The following is a 24,194-nucleotide window of genomic DNA, read 5'->3' as shown; positions in this document are numbered from 1 at the left end:
TCGGAGGGTGTGGTGCGCTGGCGCCGCGCGCTCCTGCTGGCCGCGACCGGCGCGGCGGTGATTGCGCTGGTCGGACCCCGGGCCCGGGTCGGTGACCCGCCGCGCCTCGCGGATGCCGCCACGCTCGGCCTGCCCCGCGACCCGACGGCGCTGGGCCCGTGGCTGGAAGCCCGCGAAGCCGCGGTGGGGGACGTCCGCCCCGGCGCGGCCAGGACGATCGTGTGGGCCGATCCGGCGGGGCCGGCACCGACGGATCGGGTGGTGGTCTACCTGCACGGATTCTCGGCCACCCGCCAGGAGGTCCGGCCGCTGCCCGACTCGGTCGCGGCCGGGCTCGGCGCCAACCTCTACTACACCCGACTGGCGGGGCACGGCCGCCCCGGAGAGGCGATGGCGGAGGTGTCCGTAACGGACTGGATGGCCGACGTGGCCGAGGCCTTCGCCGTGGCCGAGCGCCTGGGGGAGCGCGTCGTGCTGATGGGCACCTCCACCGGCGCGAGCCTCGCGCTGTGGGCCGCCACCCGTCCGGAGTGGCGTGAGCGGCTGGACGCGCTGGTGCTGATCTCGCCCAACCTGGGACCCCGCGACCCGCGGGCCCGCATGCTCCTGTGGCCCTGGGGCGGGACGCTGCTGCGGGTGGTGCAGGGCAGGGAGCGCGTGTGGGAACCGGCCAACGCCGAGCAGGCGCGGCACTGGACCACGCGCTACCCGAGCCGGGCGCTGCTCCCGATGATGGCGTTGGTGGCGCACGTGGAGGACCTGCCCCTGGAAGCCGTGCACACACCCACGTGGATGGCGTACAGCGCACACGATCAGGTGATCGCGCCGGAGGCGGCCCTGGCCGCCTTCGAGCGGCTCGGGTCGCAGCGCAAGACGACCGTGCTCGTGCGCGACAGCGACGATGCCGCGCAGCACGTGCTGGCCGGTGACATCCTCTCGCCGAGCACCACCGCGCGGCTCAGCGACGAGATCGTGACGTTCGTGGAGGCGTCCGCGCCCAGCGGGTGAGCGCGGGCCTGCCTGTCACCGGCGTCTTGTGACCGGGCCGTCCTGTGACCGGGCCGTCGTGTGACCGGGCGACGCGCGGCGTGCGCGGTGCGCGAACGACGAAACGGGGCGGCGGATCTCTCGACCCACCGCCCCGTTCGTGCAGCTTCGTGCCGGAGCCGGCTCCTACATCTCCGACGTCGCGCTGGTCGAGAAGGAGAGCGGCCCCGTGCTGTCGCCGAAGCTCTCCATGTCCTCGAGCCCCATGGCGTGCGCCACGGTGAGGAGCGCGTTGGCCATGGGCGTCCCGTCCGGCGCCTTGATGTGCTGGCCCATCGGCAGACGGCCGTTGGCTCCACCCGCGATGAAGAGCGGGCAGCGCTTGTGGTTGTGGAGGTTGGAGTCTCCCATGGGGGAGCCGTACACCACGACCGTCTTGTCCAGCAGCGTGGAGTCGCCCTCGTCCAGGTTCTTCAGCTTCTCGAGGAAGTAGGGCACCATGCTGACGTGGTACTCGTTGATCTTGGCGAAGTCGAGGACCCGCTTCTCCTGGCCGCCGTGGTGCGAGGAGGGATGGAAGCCCGCGTCCACACCGGAGCCCGGATAGACCCGCCCGGAACCGTCGCGGCCCATCTTGAACGTGAACACCCGCGTGATGTCCGACGCGAAGGCGACTGCCTGCAGGTCGAACATGAGCTTCACGTGCTCCTCGAAGTCGTCCGGCACGCCGGCGGGGGCGCCCATCAGCTCGCGCTCCTCCCCGCTGGAGTTGCGCGCCTCGATGCGCTCGATGCGGCGCTCGATCTCCCGGATGTTCTCCAGGTAGCGGTCCATGCGCACCGCGTCCGCGGGCCCGATCTGGCGCTTCAGGGTCGCGACCTCGCGGGCCACCCAGTCCAGGATGCTGCGCTGCTCGCGACGGCGGATCGCGCGCTGCTCGGGCGTGCCGCCGGCACCGAAGAGCTGGTCGAAGACCACGCGCGGATCGCGGATCATCGGGAGCGGCTCGGTGGGCGACGCCCAGCTCACGCTGTCCGTGTAGACGCAGGCATAGCCGTAGGCGCAGCCCCCGGCCTGATCCACGTTCTCGATGCAGAGCTGCAGCGAGGGGATGGGCGTGTCCTGCCCGAAGCGCTTGGCGTAGTACTGATCGAGCGAGGTGCCGACGAAGACGTCGGAGCCCTGCGTCTGCTTCGGGTGCGCGTGGGTCAGGAACACCGCGCTGGAGCGGAAGTGGTCACCGCCGATCTCGGCAGCGCTGCGTGCCTCCGCCCCTTCGACGTCGGTGTTGCTGACGATGGTCAGGTAGTCCTTGAAGGGCTCGAGCGGCTTGAGCGAGCTGGTGCCGAGGTCGAAGCTCTTCCCCACCTGCGCAGGGGACCAGAGGTTCTGCGTGGCACCCCACTCGTTCGCACCGGCGGCGCCGTGCACCATCTCGATGCCCACGAAACGGACCTTGTCCAACTCGGCGGCCGTCTGACCGACCAGCCGTCCCGCCGGCAGCATGGCGTCCAGGAACGGCAGCGAGATACTGGCCCCGACTCCCTTCAGGAAGGAACGGCGCTCGATACGCTTGCTGGTGAGGAAGTGCATGTTCCACGAGCTCCTGGCGTGCGTCCAACGATCCACGTCCGGGCCCTGCTCCGGGCCGGCGGGTACAGCACTATCAGAATACGGAGGCAGCGCCGTCTTGACCAGATCGATGGGCGCTCCTGCCGGTGGTGCTCCTGACGTCTACCCGGGATAGCACGATTCGAGCCGTTCCCCAGGTGGGTCAAGGAGTTGCGGGCAGGGAGGGTGGCCCCGGCAGGACCCGCGGTGCTGGACGCCGACCCGGCCGGCTGCTACCCGTGCGTTGCGGCCGCGGGGGGCGGAGCCGTGGCCCGGTCCGCGGCCGCGCACGGACGCCTCCGCCGCCGCCGGGATCGGCCCGCGCGGTTCCGGTCGACCCGATCCTCGTGTTCCATCCGTCGCGCGAGCGCAACGTGCCCGAGCTTCCCGAGATCGCGCTGTACGTCGAGGCCCTCCGACCCCGGGTCGTGGGGCATGTGCTCCAGGACCTCCGCGTCCGCTCCCCGTCGCTGCTGCGCACCGTGGACCCGCCGGTGTCCACGCTGGTCGGCCGGACCGTGGCCGACGTCTTCGCGCTCCAGAAGCGGATCGCGTTCCGGTTCGAGCCCGATCTGGCCGGAGAGCCGCTCTTCGCCGTCGTGCACCTGATGATCACGGGACGCTTCCAGTGGCTGAAGCCCGGCGCGCAGGTGCCGCGGAAGACCGGCCACGCGGCCTTCGACTTCGACGACGGCACGCTGCTGCTGACGGAGCAGGCCACACGGAAGCGGGCGGCCCTGCACGTCCTGAAGGGAGAGGCCGCCCTGGCGGAGCTGCACCGGGGAGGCGTCGAGCCCCTGAGCGCGACACCCGGCGCGTTCGCCGAGGCGCTCCGCCGCGAGAACCGGACGCTCAAGCGCGCGCTGACCGATCCCCGCCTGGTGAGTGGAGTCGGGAACGCGCACTCCGACGAGATCCTGCTCGAGGCCCGCCTCTCCCCCGTACAGCTCACGCGGAACCTCAGCGACGCGGAGGTGGAGCGGCTGTGGGAGACCACGCGGGCCTCGCTCACGCGCTGGAGCGCGCGGCTGCGCGAGGAGTGGGGCGACCGCTTCCCCACGAAGGTCACCGCCTTCCATCCGGAGATGATGGCGCACGGGAAGTTCGGGCAGCCCTGCCCGCAGTGCGGCAGCCCCATCCAACGCATCCGCTACGCGGACCGCGAGACCAACTACTGCCCCGGCTGTCAGACCGATGGGAAGCTGTTGGCGGACCGGGCGCTGTCGCGCTTGTTGGGGAAGGATTGGCCGCGCACGTTGGAGGAGATGGAGGACCACATCGATCAGCGGAGCGGGAGGAAGCCCGGGTGAGGATGCGAGAGGGACGTCGGCGGCTGCGGCCCGGCGCGGTTTCGGCGCTGGCGATCTCGGGCGGGCTCGTGGCCGCGGCGTGTGCCGCCGCCGGCCCCGAGCCCGAGCCCGTGGAGGTGGTCGAGGCCACGCTCGCGGAGCTGCAGGACGCGATCCGGGGCGGACGCACGACCTGCCGGATGGTGGTGCAGGCGTACCTGGAGCGCATCGAGCGCTACGATGGCTCCACCGGTCTGCACGCGATCACCGAGGTGAACCCGCGGGCGCTGACAGTGGCGGATTCCATCGATGCGGCGCTCGCCGCCGGGGAGACCCCCGGCCCGCTCTTCTGCGCGCCGCTCCTGGTCAAGGACAACTTCGACACGCACGACCTGCCCACCACGGGGGGCTCGGCCGCGCTGCAGGGCTCGCTCCCGCCGGACGACGCCACCATGGTGGAGCGCGTCCGGCGGGCGGGCGCGATCGTGCTGGCCAAGACCAACATGGCCGAGTGGGCCTTCAGCCCGCGGCAGACGGTGAGCTCCTCCTACGGCACCACGGCCAACGCCTACGCGCTGGACCGCGTGCCCGCGGGCTCGAGCGGGGGCACGGCCTCCGGGGTGGCGGCCAGCTTCGGGGTGGCCGGCCTCGGGAGCGACACGGGCAATTCCATCCGCGGGCCGTCGTCCCACCTGGCGCTGTTCGGGATCCGCTCCACCATCGGGCTCACCAGCCGTGATGGCGTGATCCCCCTCGCGTTCGATCGCGACATCGCCGGCCCCATGGCCCGCACGGTGGAGGACGCCGCGCGCATCTTCACGGTGGTCGCGGGCTACGATCCCAAGGATCCCTACACCGAGACCGCGCGCGACTTCGACGTCCCGGACTACACCACCTTCCTGGACGCCAACGGTCTGCAGGGCGCTCGCATCGGCGTGCTGCGCACGCTGGTGGACCGGCCCGACGCGGACACCGCGGTGACCCGGGTCTTCGAGGCCGCGCTGACCGATCTCACCCGCCTGGGCGCGGTGGTCGTCGATCCGTTCGAGGTGCCCGGATTCGAGGACCACCTGCGGGCCCGCACCGGCTGCTCCCGCTTCCGCTACGACGTGGCGCGCTACCTGGAGACGCTGGGCGAGAAGGCCCCCATCCACGACGTGATGGAGGCGTACGAAAGCAAGACGTATTCGCCCTACATCGAGGAGCGTCTCGCGGCCAATCGCGATGCCCGCACGGACGTGGCGCCCCCCGCCTGGGATCCGCCCTGCCCGGACTACACCGAGCACCCGGCGCGCATGGCGTATCGCGATGCGGTCGTGGCCGCGATGGACGCCGCGGACGTGCAGGCGATCGTGTACCCGACCTGGCGCAATCCGCCCGCGCACCTCGATCGCGCGGAGGAGGAGTACAAGGGCGACAACAGCCAGTTGGTGGCCCCGGCCACCGGGCTGCCGGCCGCCACCGTCCCGATGGGGTGGACGTACGGCGAGCTGCCCGCCGGCCTGCAACTGCTGGCCCGCCCGTTCGACGAGGGCACGCTCTTCCGACTGGCCTACGCCTACGAGCAGGGCACGCATCATCGGCACGCACCCGCAGGCTTCCCGTCCTTGCGGCCGAGCGAGGCCTCGCCGTGAGCGCGACGGGCGGGACGCTGACCATCGTCGGGATCGCCGGGAGCCTGCGGGCCGGCTCGTACAACCGGGCGCTGCTCCGGGCCGCGGCGGAGCTGGCCCCGTCGGATCTCTCGATCGAGCTCTTCGACATCGCCGAGGTGCCGCTGTACAACGCGGACCTGGACACCGACGAGGCGCGTCCGGCCTCCGTGCGCGCCCTGAAGGACGCCGTGGACTCCGCGGACGGCGTGCTGCTGGCCGCGCCCGAGTACAACTACGGTGTGGCGGGGGTGCTGAAGAACGCGCTCGACTGGGTCTCGCGTCCCGGCTTCCGCTCGCCCTTCCGCGACAAGCCCACCGGCATGATGGGCGCGGCACCCGGCCTCTCCGGCACCATGCGCGGTCAGGAGCAGCTCAAGCTGAACCTGCTGGGCATGGCGGCCGCGCCGTTCCCTCATCCCGGTGTCGTGGTGCCGCGCTGTCGCGAGAAGTTCGATGAGGACCTGCGTCTGACCGACGACTCGGTGCGTGACTTCCTGGCCTCGTATCTGGAGGGGTTCCGGGACTGGGTGCGCAGGTGCGGTCGTTGAGCGGATTCGGTGGCTGAGCGGGTGAGCGTGTCCGGTCGGCGCGCGCGCGGTGATGTGGACCTCGAGAGTACGGGTGCGCTCGCGGAGCACAGGCCCATGCGCAGGCGCGCAGCCATCCTGGGGCTCTCGCTGTTCCTGGCCGCCTGCGGCGCCGAGCCGCCCGCCGACCTGGTGCTCACGGGAGGCCGCATCCATGTGACCGTGGGCGGCCCCGTGGTCGACGCGATCGCCCTACGGGACGGGCGCGTGCTCGCGGTGGGTGGCGAGTACGACCTGGAGCGCTGGATCGGCCCCGACACGCGCGTCGAGCCGCTGCGCGGCGCCACGGTGCTGCCGGGTCTGGCGGACAACCACCTGCACTCGATCGGTGGCGGGCCAGGCGTGGACCTCTCCCGGGCCCGCTCGCTGGGAGACATCCACGCCGCCCTGGCCGAGCGCGCGGCGGGCACCCCGGCGGGAGAGCCCATCGTCACCAACTCCGATTGGCACGAGGGCCAGCTGGCCGAGCAACGCCTCCCGCTACGGGACGAGCTGGACCGGGCGGTGCCCGACCACCCGCTCGTCGTGGTGCGCGGCGGGCACGAGTACATCCTCAACAGCGCCGCGCTCGCGCGCTTCGGGATCCGCGCCTCCGATCCCGATCCACCCGGCGGACGTATCGGCCGCTATCCCGACGGACGCCTGAACGGCGAGTTGGTGGACCGGGCCAAGGAGCCCGTCCGGCTGCCGCCGTCTGCACCGGCGGACCCCGTGGCCTCCTGGGAAGATGCGCTGTCCGAGCTCAACCGGCTGGGCCTCGTGGCGATCCGTGTGCCCGGGGGCTCGCGCGCGGAGTACGACGCCTTCGCCACGCTGCGGGACCAGGGCCGCCTCACGGCGCGCGTCGAGTACCTGTTCCGGTGGCCGCGCGGAGCGGGCGCCGAGGACGTGGACTCCGTCCTCGCGGGATGGCCGGCGCCCGACAGCGGAGACGATTGGCTCCGCGTCGGCGGGGTGAAGCTGGGCGTGGACGGCGGCTTCGAAGGCGGCTGGATGCGCGAGCCGTACGAGGAGCCCTGGGGGGAAGGTGGGACCTACCACGGTCTGCAGACCATGGCGCGCGACGACTTCATCGCGGTGGTGCGCGCCCTGAACGCGCGCGGGTGGCGCGTGGCCACGCACGCGGTGGGCGACGCCGCCATCGACCTGGTGCTGGATGCGTACGAGGCCGCGCACGCGGAGACGCCGATCACGGACCGGCGCTGGGTGATCGAGCACGGCTTCATGCCGCGGCCGGAGCACTTCGAGCGCATGCGCGCGCTGGGGCTGCACGTCACGGCCCAGGACCACCTCTATCTGGCGGCGCCCAGCCTCGTGTCCTATTGGGGTCGGGAACGGGCGGAGTGGACGACGCCGCTCAAGGCCTACCTGGACGCCGGGATCCCCGTCTCCACCGGGACGGACTCGCCGGTGGTGCCCTACCCGCCGTTCTGGACGCTCTACCACTTCACCACGCGCGGGACGATCAGCGGCGGGGTGATGGGCGCCGACCAACGACTGCCGGCCGCGGAGGTGTGGCGGGCCGCGACCGAAGGCTACGCGGCCCTGACCTTCCGCGAGGGCGTGAGCGGCACGCTGCAGCCGGGCCGCTTCGCGGATCTCCTCGTCCTGGAGGAGGATCCGTTCGAGATCGATCCCGAGCGCCTCGAGGACCTGGAGCCCGTCCTGACCGTGGTCGGCGGACGCGTGGTGTGGCCGCCCAGCTCCTGAGTGTCCAGCGCAAGCGCTGGCCGGAGGGCGCGGCGGCTGCATCGTTTCCGTTCGGCGTGCCGTCTCTCGCCGCGCTGGAGCCGCTCGATCTGGCTGCGCCCGTCACGTTCTTCGTGGGCGAGAACGGCTCGGGCAAGTCGACGTTGCTCGAAGCGCTGGCCGTGGCCGCGCGCCTCCCGGCGGTGGGCCGACGCGACCCGGCGAGCGACGAGACCCTGGCGGCCCAGCGTACGCTGGCGGGGCACCTGCGCCTGTCCTGGAGTCGTCACCGCACGCACCGCGGCTTCTTCCTGCGGGCGGAAGACTTCTTCGGCTTCGCAGCGCGCCTGCGGGCGGACCGCGCGGTGCTGGAAGCGCGCCTGGAGGAGATCGAGGTGGAGTTCGCGGACGCCTCGGACTACGCAAAGGCGCTGGCGCGGGGACCGGCGGCCGGGTCGCTGCACGAGATGAAGGCGCGCTACGGGGAGGACATCGATCATCAGTCGCACGGCGAGAGCTTCCTGGCGCTCCTACGCTCGCGCCTGGTGCCGAACGGGCTCTACCTCCTCGACGAGCCCGAGGCGGCGCTGTCGCCGCAGAGCCAGCTCGCGTTCATCGCCATGGTGCGGGAGGCCATCGACGCGGGTGGGCAGTTCATCATGGCCACGCACTCGCCCATCCTCATGGCCATCCCCGGTGCCGCCATCGTCAGCTTCGACGAGCGGCCCCCGCGGCCGGTCCCGTTCGACCAGCTCGCACACGTCACACTGATGCGCGATTTCCTCGCGCACCCGGAACGGTTTCTCCGGCACCTCTGGGGGTGAGGGCCGCGCGAGCCGCCCTCCCTACTGCGCCCGCGGCCTCCCCGGCCGCAGGTGGGTGTCGAACCAGGCCAGGATGCGGCCGGTCACGTCCATCAGCAGCTTGGGCTCACGAGGACCGTGCGGCGTGCGCGGATAGACCACGAACTCCGTCGGCACACCCCGCCGGTCCAGCGCCCGGTAGAACTCCTGTCCCTGCGTGAAGGGCACACGGAGATCCTCGGCGCCATGGATGACCTGGGTGGGCGTGACCACCTCCTTGATGCGGTAGATGGCCGAGTGCTTCTCGTAGGTGTCGTAGTCGTCCCAGAACTCCCCGCCCATGTGGCCGGCCAGGTAGTCCTGGATGTCCGTGGTGGTGACCATGCTCACCAGGTTGGGGAGGCCCGCCCCCATGCTGGCGGCCTTGAACCGATCCGTGCGGGTCACCGCGAACGACGTCATGTAGCCGCCGTAGCTCCAGCCCATCAGGAGCAGCGAGTCCGGGTGCGCCACGCCCATGTCGATGACGTGGTCCACGCCCGACATGAGGTCCTCGTAGTCGCCGTAGCCCCAGTCCATGAAGTTGGCGTAGCGGAACTCCTTCCCGTAGCCGGTGCTGCCGCGCGGGTTGGGACGCAGGATCGCGTACCCCTTCTGCGCGAAGGTCTGCAGCATGTAGATGCCGGGGTTGCCGGTGAAGCTCTGCGAGAACACCCCGGCCGGCCCGCCGTGCACGTTCAGGATCAGCGGGACACGCTGCCCTTCCCGGTAGCCCACAGGATACGTGAGCAGCCCCTCCACCGGCGTGCCGTCCTTGGATGTCCAGTCCAGCACGACGGTCCGACCCATCGGGGGCCGGGGCACGCCGGCGTGCACGTCCGAGATGCGCGTGGGCTGGTAGCGGCCGACCGGAGAGACGTACACGTCCGCGGGCGTGTCGCTCGTCTGCCAGGTGAAGGCCATGCGGTCCGCCTGGCTCGCAACGGCCGCGGCGCCATGCACGCCCTGGCCCTCCGTGAGCGCGCGCGGCGCACCCCCGTCCGCCGGGAGGGCGAAGACCTGGCTGGTGGTGCCCACGGATTCCGCGTAGTACACCGAGCGGGAATCGCGCGACCAGGCGAGGAGGTTGGGGGAGCGGTCGTGCGTGTACGCGAGCCGCGTGGGCGTGCCGCCGTCCGGTTGGATCACGTAGACGTCCCCGAGGCCGATCGGCTCGGGCTGATCTCCGGACGACACGTAGGCGATGCGCCGTCCGTCCGGGGACCACAGCGGGCTGCCCTCCGCTCCCGCTCCGCTGACGAGGGGCTGGGGCGTCCCCCCCTCGGCCGACACGATGGCCAGGTCGCCCTGCATCTGGCCGGTGTTGATGCGCGGATCGGGCTGGGACGCGAACACGATGCGGCGCCCGTCCGGGGCCCAGTCGAACGCGTTGACATGGAACGCGCCTTCGGTGAGCCGGGTGCCGGCGTCCGGCGTCCCGTCGTCCGCTGCGTCGGCGTCCACCACGTAGAGGTGCGCGAACTTGAAGTTGCGGTCCACCAGGATGACGTCGCGCTTCTCCTTCTTCGCCTGCTTCTCCTCCTCCGTCTCGGGGTCGGTGGACGTGAACGCGATCCGCCTTCCGTCCGGCGCCCACGCGAAGCCGCCCACGCCGGTCTCCGCGTCGGTGAGCTGCCGCGCCTCTCCGCCGCCCACCGGGATCAGCCACACCTGGTTCTTGCCTGAGCGCGCGCTCGAGAACGCAAGGGTCCGGCCGTCCGGCGAGAAGGCGGGATTGTCGGAGGACGTCTCGCCGCGCGTGTACTGCAGGCTCCAGGATCCGTCGGCCGCCGCCACCCAGATCTGGCTGACGTACTCGGACTTCTCGCCCTCCATCACGGGCTCGCGGACGACCCAGGCCAGCAAGCTCCCGTCGGCGGACAGCGTGGTGCCGGACACGCCGTCGTAACGCATCTGCAGGGACTCGGTCCACCCGCCCTCCTGGGCGTGGAGCGCGGGCGCGGCGGCGAGGAGCAGGGCGAGCGCGAAGGAGCGGACGAACGGGCGGTGGATCATGGCGGCCTCCGGAGATGGACGCGTCCAACCTCCGGCGGCGCCGCGCGACCGGCAAGGGTGGGGACCCGTGGCATCCGCCCCTGCGTTGCCTGCCGACGACCCGCGCCGGTGCAGCGCGGCTGCCCGCGGTGGCGTCCTGCGCACGCGGGCCCCAGGCCGCGCCTGGGCAGCATCGGGGCCCGCCGCGAGATTCGGCCATGTCCACCCCCGATCGCTCCTCGTTCGCCGCCTTCGCCGTGACGGCGCCCGGCCTCGCGCCGCTGGCGGCCCGTGAGCTCTCCGACCTCGGCCTGGGGGGGGGGCGGGTCAGCGCCGAAGGCGTCGAGCTCACCACCGATCTGGCCGGCCTCTGCCGCGCCAACCTGGGGCTCCGCACCGTCTCCCGCGTCCTGGTGCGGGTGGCGCGCTTTCCCGCCGCCCACTTCAACGAGCTGGAGAAAGCGGCGGCGGCCGTGGATTGGGGCCGCTGGATCGCGCCCGGACGTCCGGTGCGCCTCCGGGTCACCAGCGCCAAGTCGCGCCTCTACCATCAGCGCGCCGTCGCGGAGCGCCTGCTCCGCGTCCTCGGCGCGCCGGCGGCTTCCTCCGACGCGCCGGACGAGGAGACGCCGCTGCTCGTGGTGCGCATCGTCCGGGATCGCTGCACGCTCTCGCTGGACAGCTCCGGGGCCCTGCTGCATCGCCGGGGATACCGGCTGGACAGCGCCAAGGCGCCGCTGCGCGAGACGCTGGCGGCGGCGCTGGTGCTGGCGCTGGAGTGGGAGGGCGAGCGACCGCTGCTCGATCCCTTCTGTGGGTCGGGGACGATCGCCATCGAGGCGGCGCTGCGCGCGCGCCGCCTGGCGCCGGGGCGGGGGCGCGGCTTCGCGTTCGAGGCCTGGCCCGGCTTCCGTCCGGACGTGCTGGCCAACGAGCGCGAACGCGCCGCGGCTGCGGAGCGGCCCCTCGACGTGCCGATCCTGGCGTCCGACCGCGACCGCGGCGCCGTCGCGGCAGCGCACGCCAACGCCGAGCGGGCGGGGGTCTCCGCCGACCTGCGCATCGAACGACGACCGGTCTCCGACCTGCAACCCCCGGCGAGCCCCGGCCTGTTGCTCGCGAATCCTCCATACGGTGTCCGCGTGCGCGGGGGTCGCGATCTGCGTGACCTCTACGACCGGCTCGGCCAGGTGCTCCGGGGAGGCTGCGCGGGATGGGACGTGGGACTGCTCTCCGGGGATGTGGCCCTGACCCGGCGGGTCGGGATCCCCCTGGAGACGCGGCTGCAGACGAGCAACGGCGGCCTGGCCGTCACGCTCCTGGCGGGCCGGGTGCCGGACGCCGGGCCGGCGGGCTAGACCGGGTGCCGCTCCGCGCCGGCGCGACGATCCGCGGGCGGGGCGCGGCCGGACAGTGCCGGCGCCACGGATGTGCGAGAGTGGCGCGGCCGGACCTTGTCGGCGCCACGGATGTGCGAGGGTGGCGCCGCGGGCACCCGACCCGCCCGAGGTGGCGCAGCGCACGACCGAGCCCGAGACTACCGGTTCGTCCTCCGTTCCGACCCGTCCGCCCGGTGTCCCGTCCATGCACAGGTGGTTGCGCCTCGCCCTTCTGCTTCCGCTCTCGGCCTGTCGCCTGGAGCCGGCCCCGCTGGCCTCGAACGACGTGCCGCTGCTGCCGTGGTCGCAGCAGATCGAGGAGCGCGAGCGCTGGCTGCAGATCCGCCATGACGGCCTCCTCGACATGATGCGGCGCCACGGGATCGACATGTGGATCGTGGTCAACGAGGAGTTCCACGACGACCCGCTGACCGAGTACGTGGCCTCACCGCGTCCCTACACCGGGCGAAGGGACGTCTTCGTGTTCGTCGATACGGGCGACCGCCTCCGGAAGGTGGCCGCGACGGGCTACTGGGAGGAGAGCGTGGCGCGCTTCTTCGAGTCGCCCATCGATCCCGCGCCCGCGGCCGACGTGCTGAAGGCGTTGTGGGAGGAGCACCGCCCCGAGGCCATCGGCCTGGGCACCGGGGGCGCCCGTGGCATGACGCGCAGCCTCGGGCACGATGCCTGGACCTTCCTCTCGGAGGCGATGGGACCCGAGGCCACGGCCCGCTTCGTGTCGGCGGAGCCGCTCATCGAAGAGTATTTGGCCACCCGGATCCCGGAGGAGCGTCCCCACTACGAACGACTGGTGACGCTCACGGAGGCGATCACGCGCCGTGCGCTCTCCAACGAGGTGATCACGCCCGGGACCACGACCGTGGGAGACGTCCGCCGTTTCCTCTACGATGCGCTGTGGGAGGCGGGAGTCGACACCTGGTTCCAGCCCGACCTGCGCGTGCAGCGGCGCGGCATGGAGGGTGTGGGGTCGCGCGGATTCCTGGCGGTGGCGCCCGAGGAGACCGTGATCCAGCGCGGTGACCTGGTGCACATCGACTTCGGCATCTCCTACATGGGTCTGGACTCCGACTGGCAGAAGATGGCGTACGTGCTCCTCCCGGGAGAGCAGGAGGCGCCCGCGGGCCTGCAGGGCGCGGTGCAGAACACCATGGCGCTCCAGGACGCGCTCATGCTGCGCGCCTCCCGTCCGGGCCGCACGGCCGGAGAGGCGTACCAGGCCGCCATGGCGGAGATGGAGTCGGCCGGCATCACCGCGCAGATCTACTCCCACCCGCTGGGGAACCAGGGTCATGGGCTGGGACCCTCCATCGACTTCCGCAGCGTGGGGCGCGGCGACGCCGAGGCAGCCGGCCAGGTGCTGGTGGAAGGCGCCTATATCTCCATCGAGCTCAACACGCGCACGGCCGTGCCCGAGTGGGACGGGCAGGAGGTCTACATCATGCAGGAGGATCCCGCGGAGCTCACGGCGGAGGGATGGCGCTTCTTCCGTCCGCGCCAGGAAACGCTGTACCTGATCCGCTGAGGATGGACAGCGGAGCGCTGGCGAGGCCGCCGCACCCGGCCCACCGTGGGAACGGACCGGCGCGATCCGGCGGCCGTCCCCCTCGATTCCCGAACCGACTCGATCGCTGACCACTTCCGACCGCTGGAACCGGGCCCGAGAGCTCTTCGACCGCGCCCTCGCGTTGGCGCCGGCGCAGCGCACCGCCTTCCTGGCCGAGCTGGCGGCCGACGACGCAGCCCTGGCGGCCGAGGTGCGCGGCCTGCTCGCCGCAGACGCGGAGGCCGAGGACTTCCTCGAGGGTGGCGCGCACCCCGCCTGGGCGGGCCGTCGGTTCGGCCCGTGGCGGGTGGTGGGCGAGGTGGCCCGGGGCGGCATGGGGATCGTGCTGCTCGGGGAGCGCGCCGACGGCCGCTACGACGCCCGCGTGGCCATCAAGGTGTTGAACACGGCCTACCGCGACGGCCTCGCTGCGCGCTTCCGCACCGAGGGTCGGATCCTCGCCGAGCTGGACCACCCCAACATCGCGCGGCTGTACGACGCCGGGGAGACGCACGACGGCCTCTCCTACCTGGTGATGGAGTACGTCGACGGCGATCGCCTGGACGTGTGGGCCGACGCCCAGCGCCTCGACGTGCGCGGCCGACTCGAGCTGTTCCGCACGGTGCTGGAGGGCGTGGCGGCCGCCCACGCGCGTGGGGTGGTACACCGCGACCTCAAGCCGTCCAACATCCTCGTCACCACGGCCGGCGTGCCGAAGCTCGTGGACTTCGGCATCGCGAAGCTGTTGCACGCCTCCCCCGCCGCGGACGCGACCATCGCGCTCACCCGCACGGCCCTGCGGGTGATGACCCCGGAGTACGCCAGCCCGGAGCAGATCCGGGGGCTACCGGTGGATGCGAGCTCCGACGTGTACTCGCTGGGAGTCGTGCTGTATCGGCTGCTGACCGGGCACCCGCCGTATGCGTTGGCGGACACGGAGCCCGGCGTGGCCGAGCGCATCGTGTGCGAGCAGTCGCCCCGTCGCCCCAGCGACGTGGTGACGCGTCCGCTGTCGGTCGCCTCCGAAGGGCGCGCCCCGGAAGAGAGCGCCGAACGGGCCGCGGAGCTGCGCTCCAGCACCCGCGACCGGCTGCAGCGGACGCTGCGCGGAGACCTCGACACGATCGTGCTCACGGCCCTGGGGAAGGAGCCGGGAGAGCGGTACGCATCCGCGGCGGCGTTCGCGGAGGACATCGGACGGTATCTGGAGGGCAGGGCCATCCTGGCGCGCGCGCCCAGCCTGACGTACCGGGCCAGCCGCGTGCTGCGAAGGCGATGGAAGGCCGTGGTGACGGCAGGCGTGCTCCTGATGACCACCGGCGGCGCCTTGTGGCAGGCCCGGCTCGCGGCCGAGCAGCGCGCGCAGGCGGAAAGCAACCGGGCCGAGCTCGAGCGCCTGGTCGGTGACGTGCTGAGCGGGCTCAGCCCCTATGCGCAGGAGGCGCCGAGCGGCGCGACCGCGGCGCGCGCGGCTGCCGTCACGACCGCGTTGCGCTCCCTCGATCAGCTGGCGCGGGGGTTGGGGAGCGAGCCGGATGCGGCGCTGCTGGGTACCCTGGCGGGTGCCTACTTCAACGTGGGCCTCGTGGAGGGGCATCCCTCCAACCCCAACCTCGGCAACGCGCGCGGCGCGCGGGAGAGCTTCCGAACCGCGGAGGGGCTGTGGGAGCGGGTGGTGCGGGCGCAGCCCCGGGACCCGGACGCGCGCTTCGGCCACGCGCAGGCGCGCATGGCGCTGGGTGACTCCTACCTCTTCGGGGCGCGCAACGATTCCGCCGCGCTCTACTACGGTCAGGCTGCGGCCACGCTCGATTCCCTCCATGCCGAGGCTCCCGACGACGCCGTCGTCGCCGGGCAGCTCTCGAACGCCGCCTATCGCCTGGCCGCCATCGCCGACAGCGAAGGACGCCTGGACGACATGGTGGGTTGGATGCAGCGGGGCCTGGCCATCGACGAGCGGAACGCCGAAGGGCTGGAACCGGGTGCGCAAGCGGATCAGCGCCTGGCGAATCTGGTCAACTCACGCCGCAACGTGGGTTACGCGCTCGGCAAGGTCGGACGGCTGGAGGAAGCGCTCGCCGTCCAGCGTGCGGCGGTGCGTCTGGCGGATTCGCTGGTGGATCTGCCGACTGCGGGTCCCGTCACGCGCAGCTTGCGCGCCTACCAGTACGAGCAGCTCGGGTGGCGCCTTCTCGAGCTCGACCGCCTGGAGGAAGCGGACATCGCGCTCAGCCGGGCCGTGGATCTGGCCGAGGCGAATCGCCGCGAGGACCCGAGCAACGCCAGCGCGACGGTTGCGGTGGGAACCGCCTACGAGGGCCGCGGACAGGCCCGCATCAAGGCCGACCGGTGGGAAGAGGCGTTGTCGGATCACCGCCGCGCCCTGGCGCTGCTGGAGCCGCAGGCGGAGGCCTGGCCGTCGCTCGGCTTCATCGTCTCCCAGATCCATCGCGAGATCGGCGAATCGCTCGGGGCCCTGGGCCGCTTCGAGGAGGCGGAGGCAGCGCATCGCTCCGCGTTCGCGGGCGCGGAAGCCTTGCTGGCGCTCGACACTGCGCACGTCCCCGCGCGCAAGGTGCTGGCGGTCTCCCATTTCGCCTACGCGCGCCTGCAGCGCCAGCGCGCCCGGGCCGGGGTGGAACCAGCCGCTGCGTGTGCGGCCGCGCGCGTCGCCGAGGACCGCGCTCGTGCGCTGTGGACCGCGCTCGCCGACGCCGGTCAGGTCTTTCCCGGCGAAGCCCTCATCTGGGAGGACTTCGAGCAACGCATGCCTGAGGGAGTGTGCCCGTGAACGCCAACCGCAGCATCTCCGTGACGCCCGGCGCGTCCCCATGGACCCGTGCGGCCAGGGTCGCGCGGCGTGCGTTCCTGGGTTCGGCCGTCGCGCTCGCCGCGTGCGGCCCCCCGCCTGCCGACCGCGTCTTCACCGGTGGCACGGTCTACACGGCGGACGCGGAGCAGTCGCGCGCCGAGGCCGTGGCGGTGCGCGGGGAACGGATCGTCTACGTGGGAAGCGCGGAAGGCGCCCAGCGCTTCGTCGGCGAGGAGACCGACGTCGTCGAGCTCGAAGGGCGCATGCTCCTGCCGGCCTTCCGGGACGCCCACGTGCATGCGATCAGCGCCGGCATCGAGCTGGGCCAGTGCGATCTGAACGACCTGCGCTCGCTGGAGGAGATCCGCGCGCGCGTGGCCGCCTGCGCCGAGGCGCGCGGCACCGCGCCGTGGATCGTGGGCGGTGGGTTCGACCTCGGGCTCTTCCCGGGCGGTGCGCCCGGACGCCAGCTGCTGGACTCGCTGACGGGTCCCGTGCCCACCTACCTGTCGTCCGCCGACGGGCATTCGGCGTGGGTGAACACGGCGGCGCTCGCCGCGGCGGGAATCGACCGCAGCACGCCGGACCCCGACGCCGGGGTCATCGTGCGCGACGCGAGCGGCGCGCCCCAGGGCACCTTGCGCGAGACAGCCACCGATCTGGTGTCCGCGCACCTCCCGCCCACGCCCCCGGCCGCTCGTGCCGAAGGGCTGCGGCGCGCGCTGGAGCGGATGGGTCGCTTCGGGATCGTGTCCTTCCAGGAGGCGAGCGCCAGCGAGGCGTTCCTCGAGACCTATCACGCCGCCGCCACCGAAGGCTGGCTCACGGCACGGGTGCGCGCGGCCCAGCGGGTGGATCGCACGCAGGGTCCGGAGCAGGTGGACGCCATGAAGGCGCGGCGCGAGCGCTACCAGGCGCCGCGCCTGTCGGCCAACTCGGCGAAGATCTTCGTGGACGGCGTCATCGAAGGGGGCACCGCCGCCCTGCTGGAGCCCTACCTGCCGTTGCCGGGGGAGGCCGCGGACGTGTCCGGGCCCGATGGCCGGGGCCTGCCCAACTACACGCCGGATGCGCTCACCGCGCTGGTGGCGCGGCTGGACGCCGAGGGCTTCCAGGTCCACATGCACGCGATCGGGGATCGCGGGATCCGGATGGCGTTGGACGCGCTGGAGGCCGCGCGTGCCTCGAACGGCGTGCGCGACGCGCGTCACCATCTGGCCCACATCCAGCTCGTCCATCCGGACGACCGGGACCGCTTCGCGGCGCTGGATGCCGTGGCCAACGTCCAGCCGCTCTGGTCGTTCGCCGACGCCTACATGACCGAGCTCACCGAGCCGCGGCTGGGGCCCGAGCGATCGGCATGGCAGTATCCCCTCCGCAGCCTGGCCGACAGCGGAGCGCGCCTGGCGGCAGGCAGCGACTGGTCGGTGTCCTCGCTGAACCCGCTCGACGCCATCCAGGTGGCGGTGACCCACCGCAGCCTGGAGCCCGGGCCCGACGAGCCGGTCTGGAATCCGGACGAACGGGTGGACCTCCCGACCGTGCTGGACGCATACACGCGCGGAGGGGCGTGGGTGAACTTCGAGGCCGCGGAGAGCGGCTCGATCGAGCCCGGGAAGCTGGCCGATCTGATCGTGCTCGACCGCGACCTCTTCGGGACCGATCCGGTCGACATCCACCGGGCGCGGGTGCTGTTGACCCTGCTGGAGGGGGAGCTCGTGTTCCGGGATCCGGCGCTCGGCGGCTGAGACGGCAGGGCCCGATCGAGCGGATCGTGGAGCCCCGGACCGGGCCTCCAGCCGCGTCAACGGGGGCCGGTGACCACCGGTACGCCTGGGCGCGGTCACCCCGCGGGCCTCGTGCGGTGGCGGAGGCGCGCCGATGCCTGCCATCTTGTCCCGACGCCCGATCCTTCCTTCCCGCCGGTGCCATGACCCGTCGATCCCACGCGCTCCCGTCCGCCCTCGCCCTGCTCCTGCTCGCGGCGCCGCTCGCGGCCCAGAACAACCAGGGAGCCGGAATGGACCCGGCGGCCGCGGGCCCCCGGCGCTTCCTGGCCGAGGCGCGACCGGTCACGACCCCGCCCACGCTGGACGGACGCCTGGACGACGCGGTCTGGGAGGGTGTGCCGGCCCTGGGCGGGTTCGTCCAGCGCATGCCGTTCGACGGGGACGCCGCCAGCGAGGACACCGAGGTCCGGGTGGTCTACGACGACCAGGCGATCTTCGTGGGCGTCTGGGCCTTCGACACCGATGTGTCCGGCATCGTGCAGGGCGACCGCATCCGCGACTTCGAGCTGGAAGAGAGCGACGCCGTCGTGCTGGTCTTCGACACGTTCCGGGACCAGGTCAACGGATTCGTGTTCGGCACGACGCCGGCCGGCATCGAGTACGACGGTCAGGTGGCCAACGAGGGGCAGGGGGGCGGCAACTTCCTGGGTGGGGGCGGGGGCGGGAACCAGCGGCGCTTCCAGGCCGGGGCCGGCGGCGGCTTCAACAAGAACTGGGACGGCAGCTGGAACGTGGCCACCAGCAGCGACGCCCGCGGCTGGTACGCCGAGTTCCGCATCCCGTTCACCACGCTGCGGTACGGATCGGACGGACGCAGCTGGGGCTTCAACGTCATGCGCCGCATCCGGCGCCGGAACGAGGAGGCGTTCTGGACGCGCGTGCCCCGCGAGTTCAACCTCTACCGCCTGAACTTCGCCGGAGAGCTCGCCGGGCTGCGCCCGCCGTTCCGCCGCCTGGCCAGCGTGACGCCCTACGTGCTCGGCTCGACCGCCCGCGACTACGAGGCGGGGGAGACCTCCTTCGCCTCCGACGCAGAGGTGGGCGGCGAGGCCAAGGTGCAGGTCACGCAGGGCCTGACGCTCGATCTGACCGTCAACACGGACTTTGCGCAGGTCGAGGTGGACGACCAGCAGGTCAACCTCACCCGCTTCTCGCTGCTGTTCCCGGAGAAGCGGCCGTTCTTCCTCGAGAACGCCGGGTTCTTCACGGTGGGCGGGGGCGGCGCCGACCTCTTCTTCAGCCGCAACATCGGCATCGCGTCGGGGCAGCCCGTGCCGATCCTGGGGGGCGCACGCCTCTCCGGGAAGGCGGCGGGCCTGAACGTGGGCATGCTGCACATCCGCACCGACGGCCTGTCCTCGGTGCAGGGGGAGAACGCGTACTCCGCGGTGCGCCTGGCCAAGGAGCTGCCCAGCCGGTCCCGCGTCGGCGGCCTGTTCGTGGATCGCAGCGGCGAGCTCGGCGGGGACTTCAATCGCACCTACGCGTTGGACGGCCAGGTGGGGATCGGTCAGCCCTTCACGTTGAGCTCCTGGGTGGCACGCACGGAGACGCCCGGCGTCTCCGAGGCCGAAGGGGCCTGGAACGTCAATGCCGCCTGGAGCAGTCGGAGCTGGACCAGCAACGCCCAGGTGCAGGAGTTCGGGGAGAACTTCAATCCCGAGGTCGGCTTCGCCCCGCGCGTGGGCCATCGCTACTACCAGGCGATGGTCATGCACTACATCCGTCCCTCGCGCATCCTGCGCGAGATGCGCCCCCACATCTCCTACTTCACGTACCGCAGCACCAAGAGCGGTGTCGCGGACGGGTTCGAGGAGACGTCACGCGTGCATGTGGACTCGCACTTCGAGTGGGCCGACGGCATGATGTTCAGCCCGGCCATGAACTGGGTGCGCGAAGGCCTCTACGAGCCCTTCGAGATCGCCGAAGGCATCGTGGTCCCCACCGGGACGTACGAGGGCTGGGAGGCGGCCTGGCGCTTCAACACGAACCAGTCGGCGCGTCTGTCCTTCGAAGGTGGGATCGACTGGGGGGCGTTCCTCTCCGGGACGCGTCGGGGTGGGAGCGGCTCGGTGACGCTGCGCCAGGGCAACGCGCTGACGACATCCGTGCGCTTCGCCTACAACGACGTGGACCTGGAGGAAGGCCGCTTCCAGACCCGGCTCGGGGGCATGAGCGTGGGGTACTTCTTCACGCCCCGCCTGTATCTGCAGTCCCTGCTCCAGTACAGCGACCAGGCCGACCGCTGGTCCGCCAACGTACGCCTGGGCTGGCTGAACACCGCCGGCACCGGCCTGTTCATCGTCTACAACGACGTCCAGGGCGTGGATGGGCTGCAGGGTCCCCTGGGGCGGTCGCTGATCCTCAAGTTCACGCGGCAGTTCAACGTGCTGGGCGGATAGCCCCAGGCCGTACGGGGGAGTCATGAAGAGAGGAGCGGCGGTGCTCGCCGTCCTCGTGATCGCCGCCGGAGCGGTTCCCCCCGCCGCCCGCGCCCAACAGTACTCCAGCGCCGGTGTGGGGATGGTCCGACCGCTCGGGGACTTCGGCGACACGCGCGACGCGGGTTGGACGGTGCGTGGGGAGGTGGGCGCGTCCCTCGTGGGCATCATCGAGGCGCACGCCCAGGTCGGCTGGTCCGGCTTCCCCCGGGTCCCCGGTCCGGAAGAGGACGCCGACGACCACATCGTCCATGCGGGCATCGGCACGCGCCTCGGCCTGGGCCTCACCTTCCTGGGCCTGAACCTGCTCTGGTTCACGGACGACGGCGCGGGCGCCGTCTGGGTACCGGAGGCCGGAGCGCGGCTGGGGCCGCTCGAGCTCGTCGCCGACCTGCGCCCCACGGGCAACCAGACCTGGATCGCGCTGCGCGCCGGCGTCCGGTTCTGAGCTGCGCGGGACGACCGCGCGGGGTCGAGATCACGCAACCCTCCAACACCGAAGGAGTCCCATGGCCATCCCATCGATGGATCAGATCAAGGAGATGCTCGGCAGCGCCGAGATGAAGGCGCGGGCCGAGAGCGCGGATACGCTGGCGGCCATCCGGAGCGGGTTCGGCCCCGCGCTCGAGCGCGTGAAGGCACAGCTCGGCGAGTCCTGGGGGGACGTGCGGACCATCTACGACATGGCCTTCGACGACACCTTCGAGATGAAGAAGGAGGTCAAGTACGCGGTCGTGGGTGCGCTCGCCTACCTGGTGAGCCCGGTGGACCTGCTGCCCGAGCGCTTCCTGGGCGCGCTGGGGCTGGCCGACGACGTGGCGGTGCTGCTCTGGGCGCTGAAGTACGCGCAGCCCGAGATCGAACGGTACCGGGCCCACCGGGCGGCTTCGCCGGCGGCGGGGACGGGCGGCGGCGGCGGCGCGTAGGGCGCGGTGGAGCGCGGCGCGCCGGTCGCGGGTCGGCGCGCCGCGCACGTCCGGGACGGGGGCGGCGGGGTTTCGGTCAACGTTGGCCCCGCTCCCCGTTCCAGCGCACCAGGGCGCCGAAGCGGTGCACCGCGTGCACCAGCTTCCCGTACGGCAGGGTGACGAACAGGCCGAACACGACGCCCAGATGCACGACCAGCAGCGCGCCCATGGCGGCCGTCTCGCGACCGAAGAGGACCGCGAACCCGGTCAGGGCCGTCAGCCCGAGCAGCACCAGGAAGGGCGTATCCAGGGCGCGCGCGGGTGGGAAGGCCGGATCGGGGTCGGCCCCACGCCGCAGGGCCAGCAGACCCGCCGTGCCCAGCAGGAGACCGACCCCGCCGGCGGAGCCGAGCACTACCGGTAGGCTGGTCCAGGCGTAGGGGGCGTCCAGCCCCAGCACGTGGTGGTAGAAGGCGGCGACCGTCGTGGCGGCGAAATCGGTCAGGAAGCCCCAGAACACCAGGTGGTGGAAGACGCGGCGTCGCCTGGAGCTGCGCTCCTCCGGGTAGGGACAGCCCTCCCCTCCACCCCCCAGATACGTGAGGCGGGCCGCGTCCAGGGTGGCCGCGATCAGCGGCCGCACGCCCCCGGTGTCGCGCAGCCAACCCGCGGCCCGGATGCTCAGGAGCCAGGCTGCCAGGACCAGCAGACCCAGCGCGCTGCCCATGCCCACCATGACGGCGTAGGGCACGACCGCGTAGAACGAGCCCGGACCGACGTGGCTGCGGGTGAGCACGTCCGGGCCCGGTCCCCACAGGACGGTGCCGAGCACCGCGAGCGTGGCGCCGGCCACCGCCGCGAACGCCACGCGTCCCGGACGGCGGAAGAGGCTGCCGAGCGCGCGAGGGCGCGCCAGGTCCCGGTAGGTCTGGAGCCGCAGGTCCGCCAGCACGCGCGGGACGTTGATGTCGAACGGGTGCGGCGGCGCGTACTGGCAGGCGTACCAGCAGCCTCGGCAGTCGTGACAGAGGTTGGCCAGATAGTTCAGGTCGTGGTCCGCGAAGACCGTGCGGAGCTCCATCGCCTGGAATACGGCACAGAACCCTTCGCAGTAGCGGCAGGCGTTGCACAGCGTCATGACGCGCCGCGCCTCCGCGAGCGTCTCAGGAGCGGGCATGACGCGCCGCCTCCTCCCCCGCGATCCGTCCGAACACGGTGCCCAGCGTCATGCCGAACCCGGCGAGGTAGCCCTTCCCCAGCACGTTGCCCGACATGATCTCCCCGGCCGCGAAGACGTTCTCCAGGCGGCTCCCGTCCTCCAGCACCACCCGCGCGTCGGCGTCCACCCGCACCCCCATGTACGTGAACGTGATGCCCGGTCGCAGCGGCCAGGCGCGGAACGGTGGGGTGGCGATCGGAAGCGCCCAGTGGCTCTTGGGCGGGGTGAGGCCTTCCGTGCGGCAGTCGTCGAGGCGCATGGGGTCGAACGTTCCGTCCACCACGGCGGCGTTGAACGCACGCACCGTGTGCGCGAGCCGCTCCGGATCCAGTCCCACCGCGCAGGCGAGACCCTCGATGGTCTGCGCCTCGAACGGAGGGAAGGCGGACGGCATCATCAGCCCCACCGTGCGGTCGTCGACGATGGACCAGGCGATCTGGTCGGGCTGCTGCGCCACGAGCCGTCCCCAGATCGCGTAGCGCTTGGGCCAGACGTCCTCGCCTTCGTCGTAGAACCGTTCGGCGCGTGCGTTGACCGCGATGCCGAACGGGACGGTGTCGAGGCGGGTCACGATGCCGCCGTCGAAGCGGGGCGCGCGCCCGTCCACGGCGACGGCGTGGCACTGCGAGGGGTCGCCGATGGCGCGGGCGCCGTGGGCCAGCAGCGTCTCGAGCACCCGGCCGGTGTCGTAGGGCGTGCCTCGGATCACGAAGTTGTCGGCGGCGGGGCCCCACACGCGGCGGAGCCACTCCTCGTTGGCCTGGAAGCCCCCGCTCGCCGCCACGAGCGTGCGGGTCGGGATGCGCTCGGTGCGGCCGTCGTGGAGCACGTCGACCGACCGCAGCGCGCCGCGCTCGATGTCCAGATCCACGACCTCCGCGTCATAGCGGATCTGCACACCCATGCGCTCGGCGGTGTGGTAGTAGGCGTTCAGCAGCGCCTTGCCGCCTCCCAGGAAGAATGCGTTGGTGCGCGAGAGCTGGAGCGACCCCTTGAGCGGGGCCTGGAAGCGTGCGCCGTGCGCCTCCATCCAGCGGCCGAGGTCGCGGGAGCGGGCCAGGGTGAGCCGTGCGAGCGCCTCATCCGTCTCCCCTCCCGTCACCCGCAGCAGGTCCTCCCAGAACTCGTCCTCCGGGTAGGGTCCGGTGAGGACGTCCGTGGGACCGTCGTGCACGTAGCGCAGGTTCCGCGTGTGGCGGCTGTTGCCGCCGCGGAAGTGTCGGGGGGCGGCCTCGAGCAGGAGCACGCGCGCGCCGGCCGCGCGCGCCGTCATGGCTGCGCACAGCGCCGCGTTGCCCCCGCCCACGACCAGCACGTCCCAGGGGGTCGGGTGGGATGCCGCGGGCATGGCCGGCAGAATAGGGACCGTCGCATCCGGCGCCAAGACGACGGGCTTGCCGGGCACTCCCCTCGAGCGGTATCACGG

Annotated in this window: 17 protein-coding genes; 13 read left to right on the top strand and 4 right to left on the bottom strand. The window is 72.2% G+C overall.

What is annotated here, in order from left to right; all coding sequences use genetic code 11:
* Positions 1-12 precede the first annotated feature (12 nt).
* Positions 13-1,008: an alpha/beta hydrolase gene (locus R3E98_09820; protein MEZ4423697.1), complete on the top strand. Its 996-nt coding sequence runs from the start codon at positions 13-15 to the stop codon at positions 1,006-1,008.
* A gap of 165 nt (positions 1,009-1,173) precedes the next feature.
* On the opposite strand, the gene R3E98_09815 is transcribed toward R3E98_09820, so the two are convergent.
* On the bottom strand, positions 1,174-2,580 hold the full coding sequence (locus R3E98_09815) for a DUF1552 domain-containing protein (GenBank protein ID MEZ4423696.1): 1,407 nt from the start codon (positions 2,578-2,580) through the stop codon (positions 1,174-1,176).
* Positions 2,581-2,945: 365 nt separating this feature from the next.
* On the opposite strand from R3E98_09815, the gene R3E98_09810 reads away from it, so the two are divergent.
* The 5 genes from R3E98_09810 to R3E98_09790 all read left to right on the top strand — a co-directional run bounded on the left by R3E98_09810 (position 2,946) and on the right by R3E98_09790 (position 8,642).
* Positions 2,946-3,908, top strand: coding sequence for a DNA-formamidopyrimidine glycosylase family protein (locus R3E98_09810; protein ID MEZ4423695.1), 963 nt, complete (start codon positions 2,946-2,948; stop codon positions 3,906-3,908).
* A 2-nt stretch (positions 3,909-3,910) separates the two neighbouring features.
* Positions 3,911-5,521: an amidase gene (locus R3E98_09805; GenBank protein MEZ4423694.1), complete on the top strand. Its 1,611-nt coding sequence runs from the start codon at positions 3,911-3,913 to the stop codon at positions 5,519-5,521.
* The gene (locus tag R3E98_09800) at positions 5,518-6,090 is read left to right on the top strand and encodes an NAD(P)H-dependent oxidoreductase (GenBank protein MEZ4423693.1); all 573 of its coding nucleotides are present in this window, start codon (positions 5,518-5,520) and stop codon (positions 6,088-6,090) included. Before R3E98_09805 ends, R3E98_09800 begins: the two co-directional genes overlap by 4 nt.
* A 96-nt stretch (positions 6,091-6,186) precedes the next feature.
* Positions 6,187-7,839, top strand: coding sequence for an amidohydrolase (locus tag R3E98_09795; GenBank protein MEZ4423692.1), 1,653 nt, complete (start codon positions 6,187-6,189; stop codon positions 7,837-7,839).
* Positions 7,821-8,642 carry an AAA family ATPase gene (locus R3E98_09790; GenBank protein ID MEZ4423691.1) on the top strand — a complete coding sequence of 274 codons (822 nt, stop codon included), beginning with the start codon at positions 7,821-7,823 and terminating at the stop codon, positions 8,640-8,642. Before R3E98_09795 ends, R3E98_09790 begins: the two co-directional genes overlap by 19 nt.
* Before the next feature lie 21 nt (positions 8,643-8,663).
* Here R3E98_09790 and R3E98_09785 read toward each other — a convergent pair whose 3' ends face one another.
* On the bottom strand, positions 8,664-10,676 hold the full coding sequence (locus tag R3E98_09785) for a S9 family peptidase (GenBank protein ID MEZ4423690.1): 2,013 nt from the start codon (positions 10,674-10,676) through the stop codon (positions 8,664-8,666).
* 197 nt (positions 10,677-10,873) lie between these two features.
* Here R3E98_09785 and R3E98_09780 point away from each other — a divergent pair, with 197 nt between their 5' ends.
* The 7 genes from R3E98_09780 to R3E98_09750 all read left to right on the top strand — a co-directional run bounded on the left by R3E98_09780 (position 10,874) and on the right by R3E98_09750 (position 21,567).
* On the top strand, positions 10,874-12,013 hold the full coding sequence (locus R3E98_09780) for a THUMP domain-containing protein (protein MEZ4423689.1): 1,140 nt from the start codon (positions 10,874-10,876) through the stop codon (positions 12,011-12,013).
* Between the two features lie 226 nt (positions 12,014-12,239).
* On the top strand, positions 12,240-13,577 hold the full coding sequence (locus R3E98_09775; GenBank protein MEZ4423688.1) for a M24 family metallopeptidase: 1,338 nt from the start codon (positions 12,240-12,242) through the stop codon (positions 13,575-13,577).
* Between the two features lie 163 nt (positions 13,578-13,740).
* Positions 13,741-16,389 carry a serine/threonine-protein kinase gene (locus tag R3E98_09770; protein MEZ4423687.1) on the top strand — a complete coding sequence of 883 codons (2,649 nt, stop codon included), beginning with the start codon at positions 13,741-13,743 and terminating at the stop codon, positions 16,387-16,389.
* The gene (locus R3E98_09765; protein ID MEZ4423686.1) at positions 16,386-18,158 is read left to right on the top strand and encodes an amidohydrolase family protein; all 1,773 of its coding nucleotides are present in this window, start codon (positions 16,386-16,388) and stop codon (positions 18,156-18,158) included. The genes R3E98_09770 and R3E98_09765 overlap by 4 nt, the downstream gene beginning before the upstream one ends.
* A gap of 182 nt (positions 18,159-18,340) precedes the next feature.
* Positions 18,341-20,602: a DUF5916 domain-containing protein gene (locus R3E98_09760; GenBank protein MEZ4423685.1), complete on the top strand. Its 2,262-nt coding sequence runs from the start codon at positions 18,341-18,343 to the stop codon at positions 20,600-20,602.
* Positions 20,603-20,624: 22 nt separating this feature from the next.
* Positions 20,625-21,089: a hypothetical protein gene (locus tag R3E98_09755; GenBank protein ID MEZ4423684.1), complete on the top strand. Its 465-nt coding sequence runs from the start codon at positions 20,625-20,627 to the stop codon at positions 21,087-21,089.
* 61 nt (positions 21,090-21,150) lie between these two features.
* The gene (locus R3E98_09750) at positions 21,151-21,567 is read left to right on the top strand and encodes a YkvA family protein (protein ID MEZ4423683.1); all 417 of its coding nucleotides are present in this window, start codon (positions 21,151-21,153) and stop codon (positions 21,565-21,567) included.
* A gap of 76 nt (positions 21,568-21,643) precedes the next feature.
* Here the strand turns inward: R3E98_09750 and tcuB are convergent, their stop codons facing one another.
* Positions 21,644-22,726, bottom strand: a complete 1,083-nt coding sequence (gene tcuB, locus R3E98_09745; protein MEZ4423682.1) for a tricarballylate utilization 4Fe-4S protein TcuB — start codon at positions 22,724-22,726, stop codon at positions 21,644-21,646.
* Positions 22,713-24,116, bottom strand: coding sequence for an FAD-dependent tricarballylate dehydrogenase TcuA (gene tcuA / locus R3E98_09740; GenBank protein ID MEZ4423681.1), 1,404 nt, complete (start codon positions 24,114-24,116; stop codon positions 22,713-22,715). Before tcuA ends, tcuB begins: the two co-directional genes overlap by 14 nt.
* Positions 24,117-24,194: the final 78 nt, after the last annotated feature.

It is taken from the genome of Gemmatimonadota bacterium (assembly GCA_041390125.1).
Classification (GTDB): Bacteria; Gemmatimonadota; Gemmatimonadetes; order Longimicrobiales; family Gaopeijiaceae; genus JAGQIF01.
This window is presented reverse-complemented; position numbering and strand designations above follow the sequence as displayed.

Bases quoted from the DNA above. Each gene is read 5' to 3' on its own strand.
- R3E98_09775 (MEZ4423688.1), top strand. From the start codon at position 12,240: ATGCACAGGTGGTTGCGCCTCGCCCTTCTGCTTCCGCTCTCGGCCTGT.
- R3E98_09750 (MEZ4423683.1), top strand. From the start codon at position 21,151: ATGGCCATCCCATCGATGGATCAGATCAAGGAGATGCTCGGCAGCGCC.
- R3E98_09755 (MEZ4423684.1), top strand. From the start codon at position 20,625: ATGAAGAGAGGAGCGGCGGTGCTCGCCGTCCTCGTGATCGCCGCCGGA.
- R3E98_09780 (MEZ4423689.1), top strand. From the start codon at position 10,874: ATGTCCACCCCCGATCGCTCCTCGTTCGCCGCCTTCGCCGTGACGGCG.
- R3E98_09795 (MEZ4423692.1), top strand. From the start codon at position 6,187: ATGCGCAGGCGCGCAGCCATCCTGGGGCTCTCGCTGTTCCTGGCCGCC.
- R3E98_09815 (MEZ4423696.1), bottom strand. From the start codon at position 2,580: ATGCACTTCCTCACCAGCAAGCGTATCGAGCGCCGTTCCTTCCTGAAG.
- R3E98_09805 (MEZ4423694.1), top strand. From the start codon at position 3,911: ATGCGAGAGGGACGTCGGCGGCTGCGGCCCGGCGCGGTTTCGGCGCTG.
- R3E98_09785 (MEZ4423690.1), bottom strand. From the start codon at position 10,676: ATGATCCACCGCCCGTTCGTCCGCTCCTTCGCGCTCGCCCTGCTCCTC.
- tcuB (MEZ4423682.1), bottom strand. From the start codon at position 22,726: ATGCCCGCTCCTGAGACGCTCGCGGAGGCGCGGCGCGTCATGACGCTG.
- R3E98_09760 (MEZ4423685.1), top strand. From the start codon at position 18,341: ATGACCCGTCGATCCCACGCGCTCCCGTCCGCCCTCGCCCTGCTCCTG.
- tcuA (MEZ4423681.1), bottom strand. From the start codon at position 24,116: ATGCCCGCGGCATCCCACCCGACCCCCTGGGACGTGCTGGTCGTGGGC.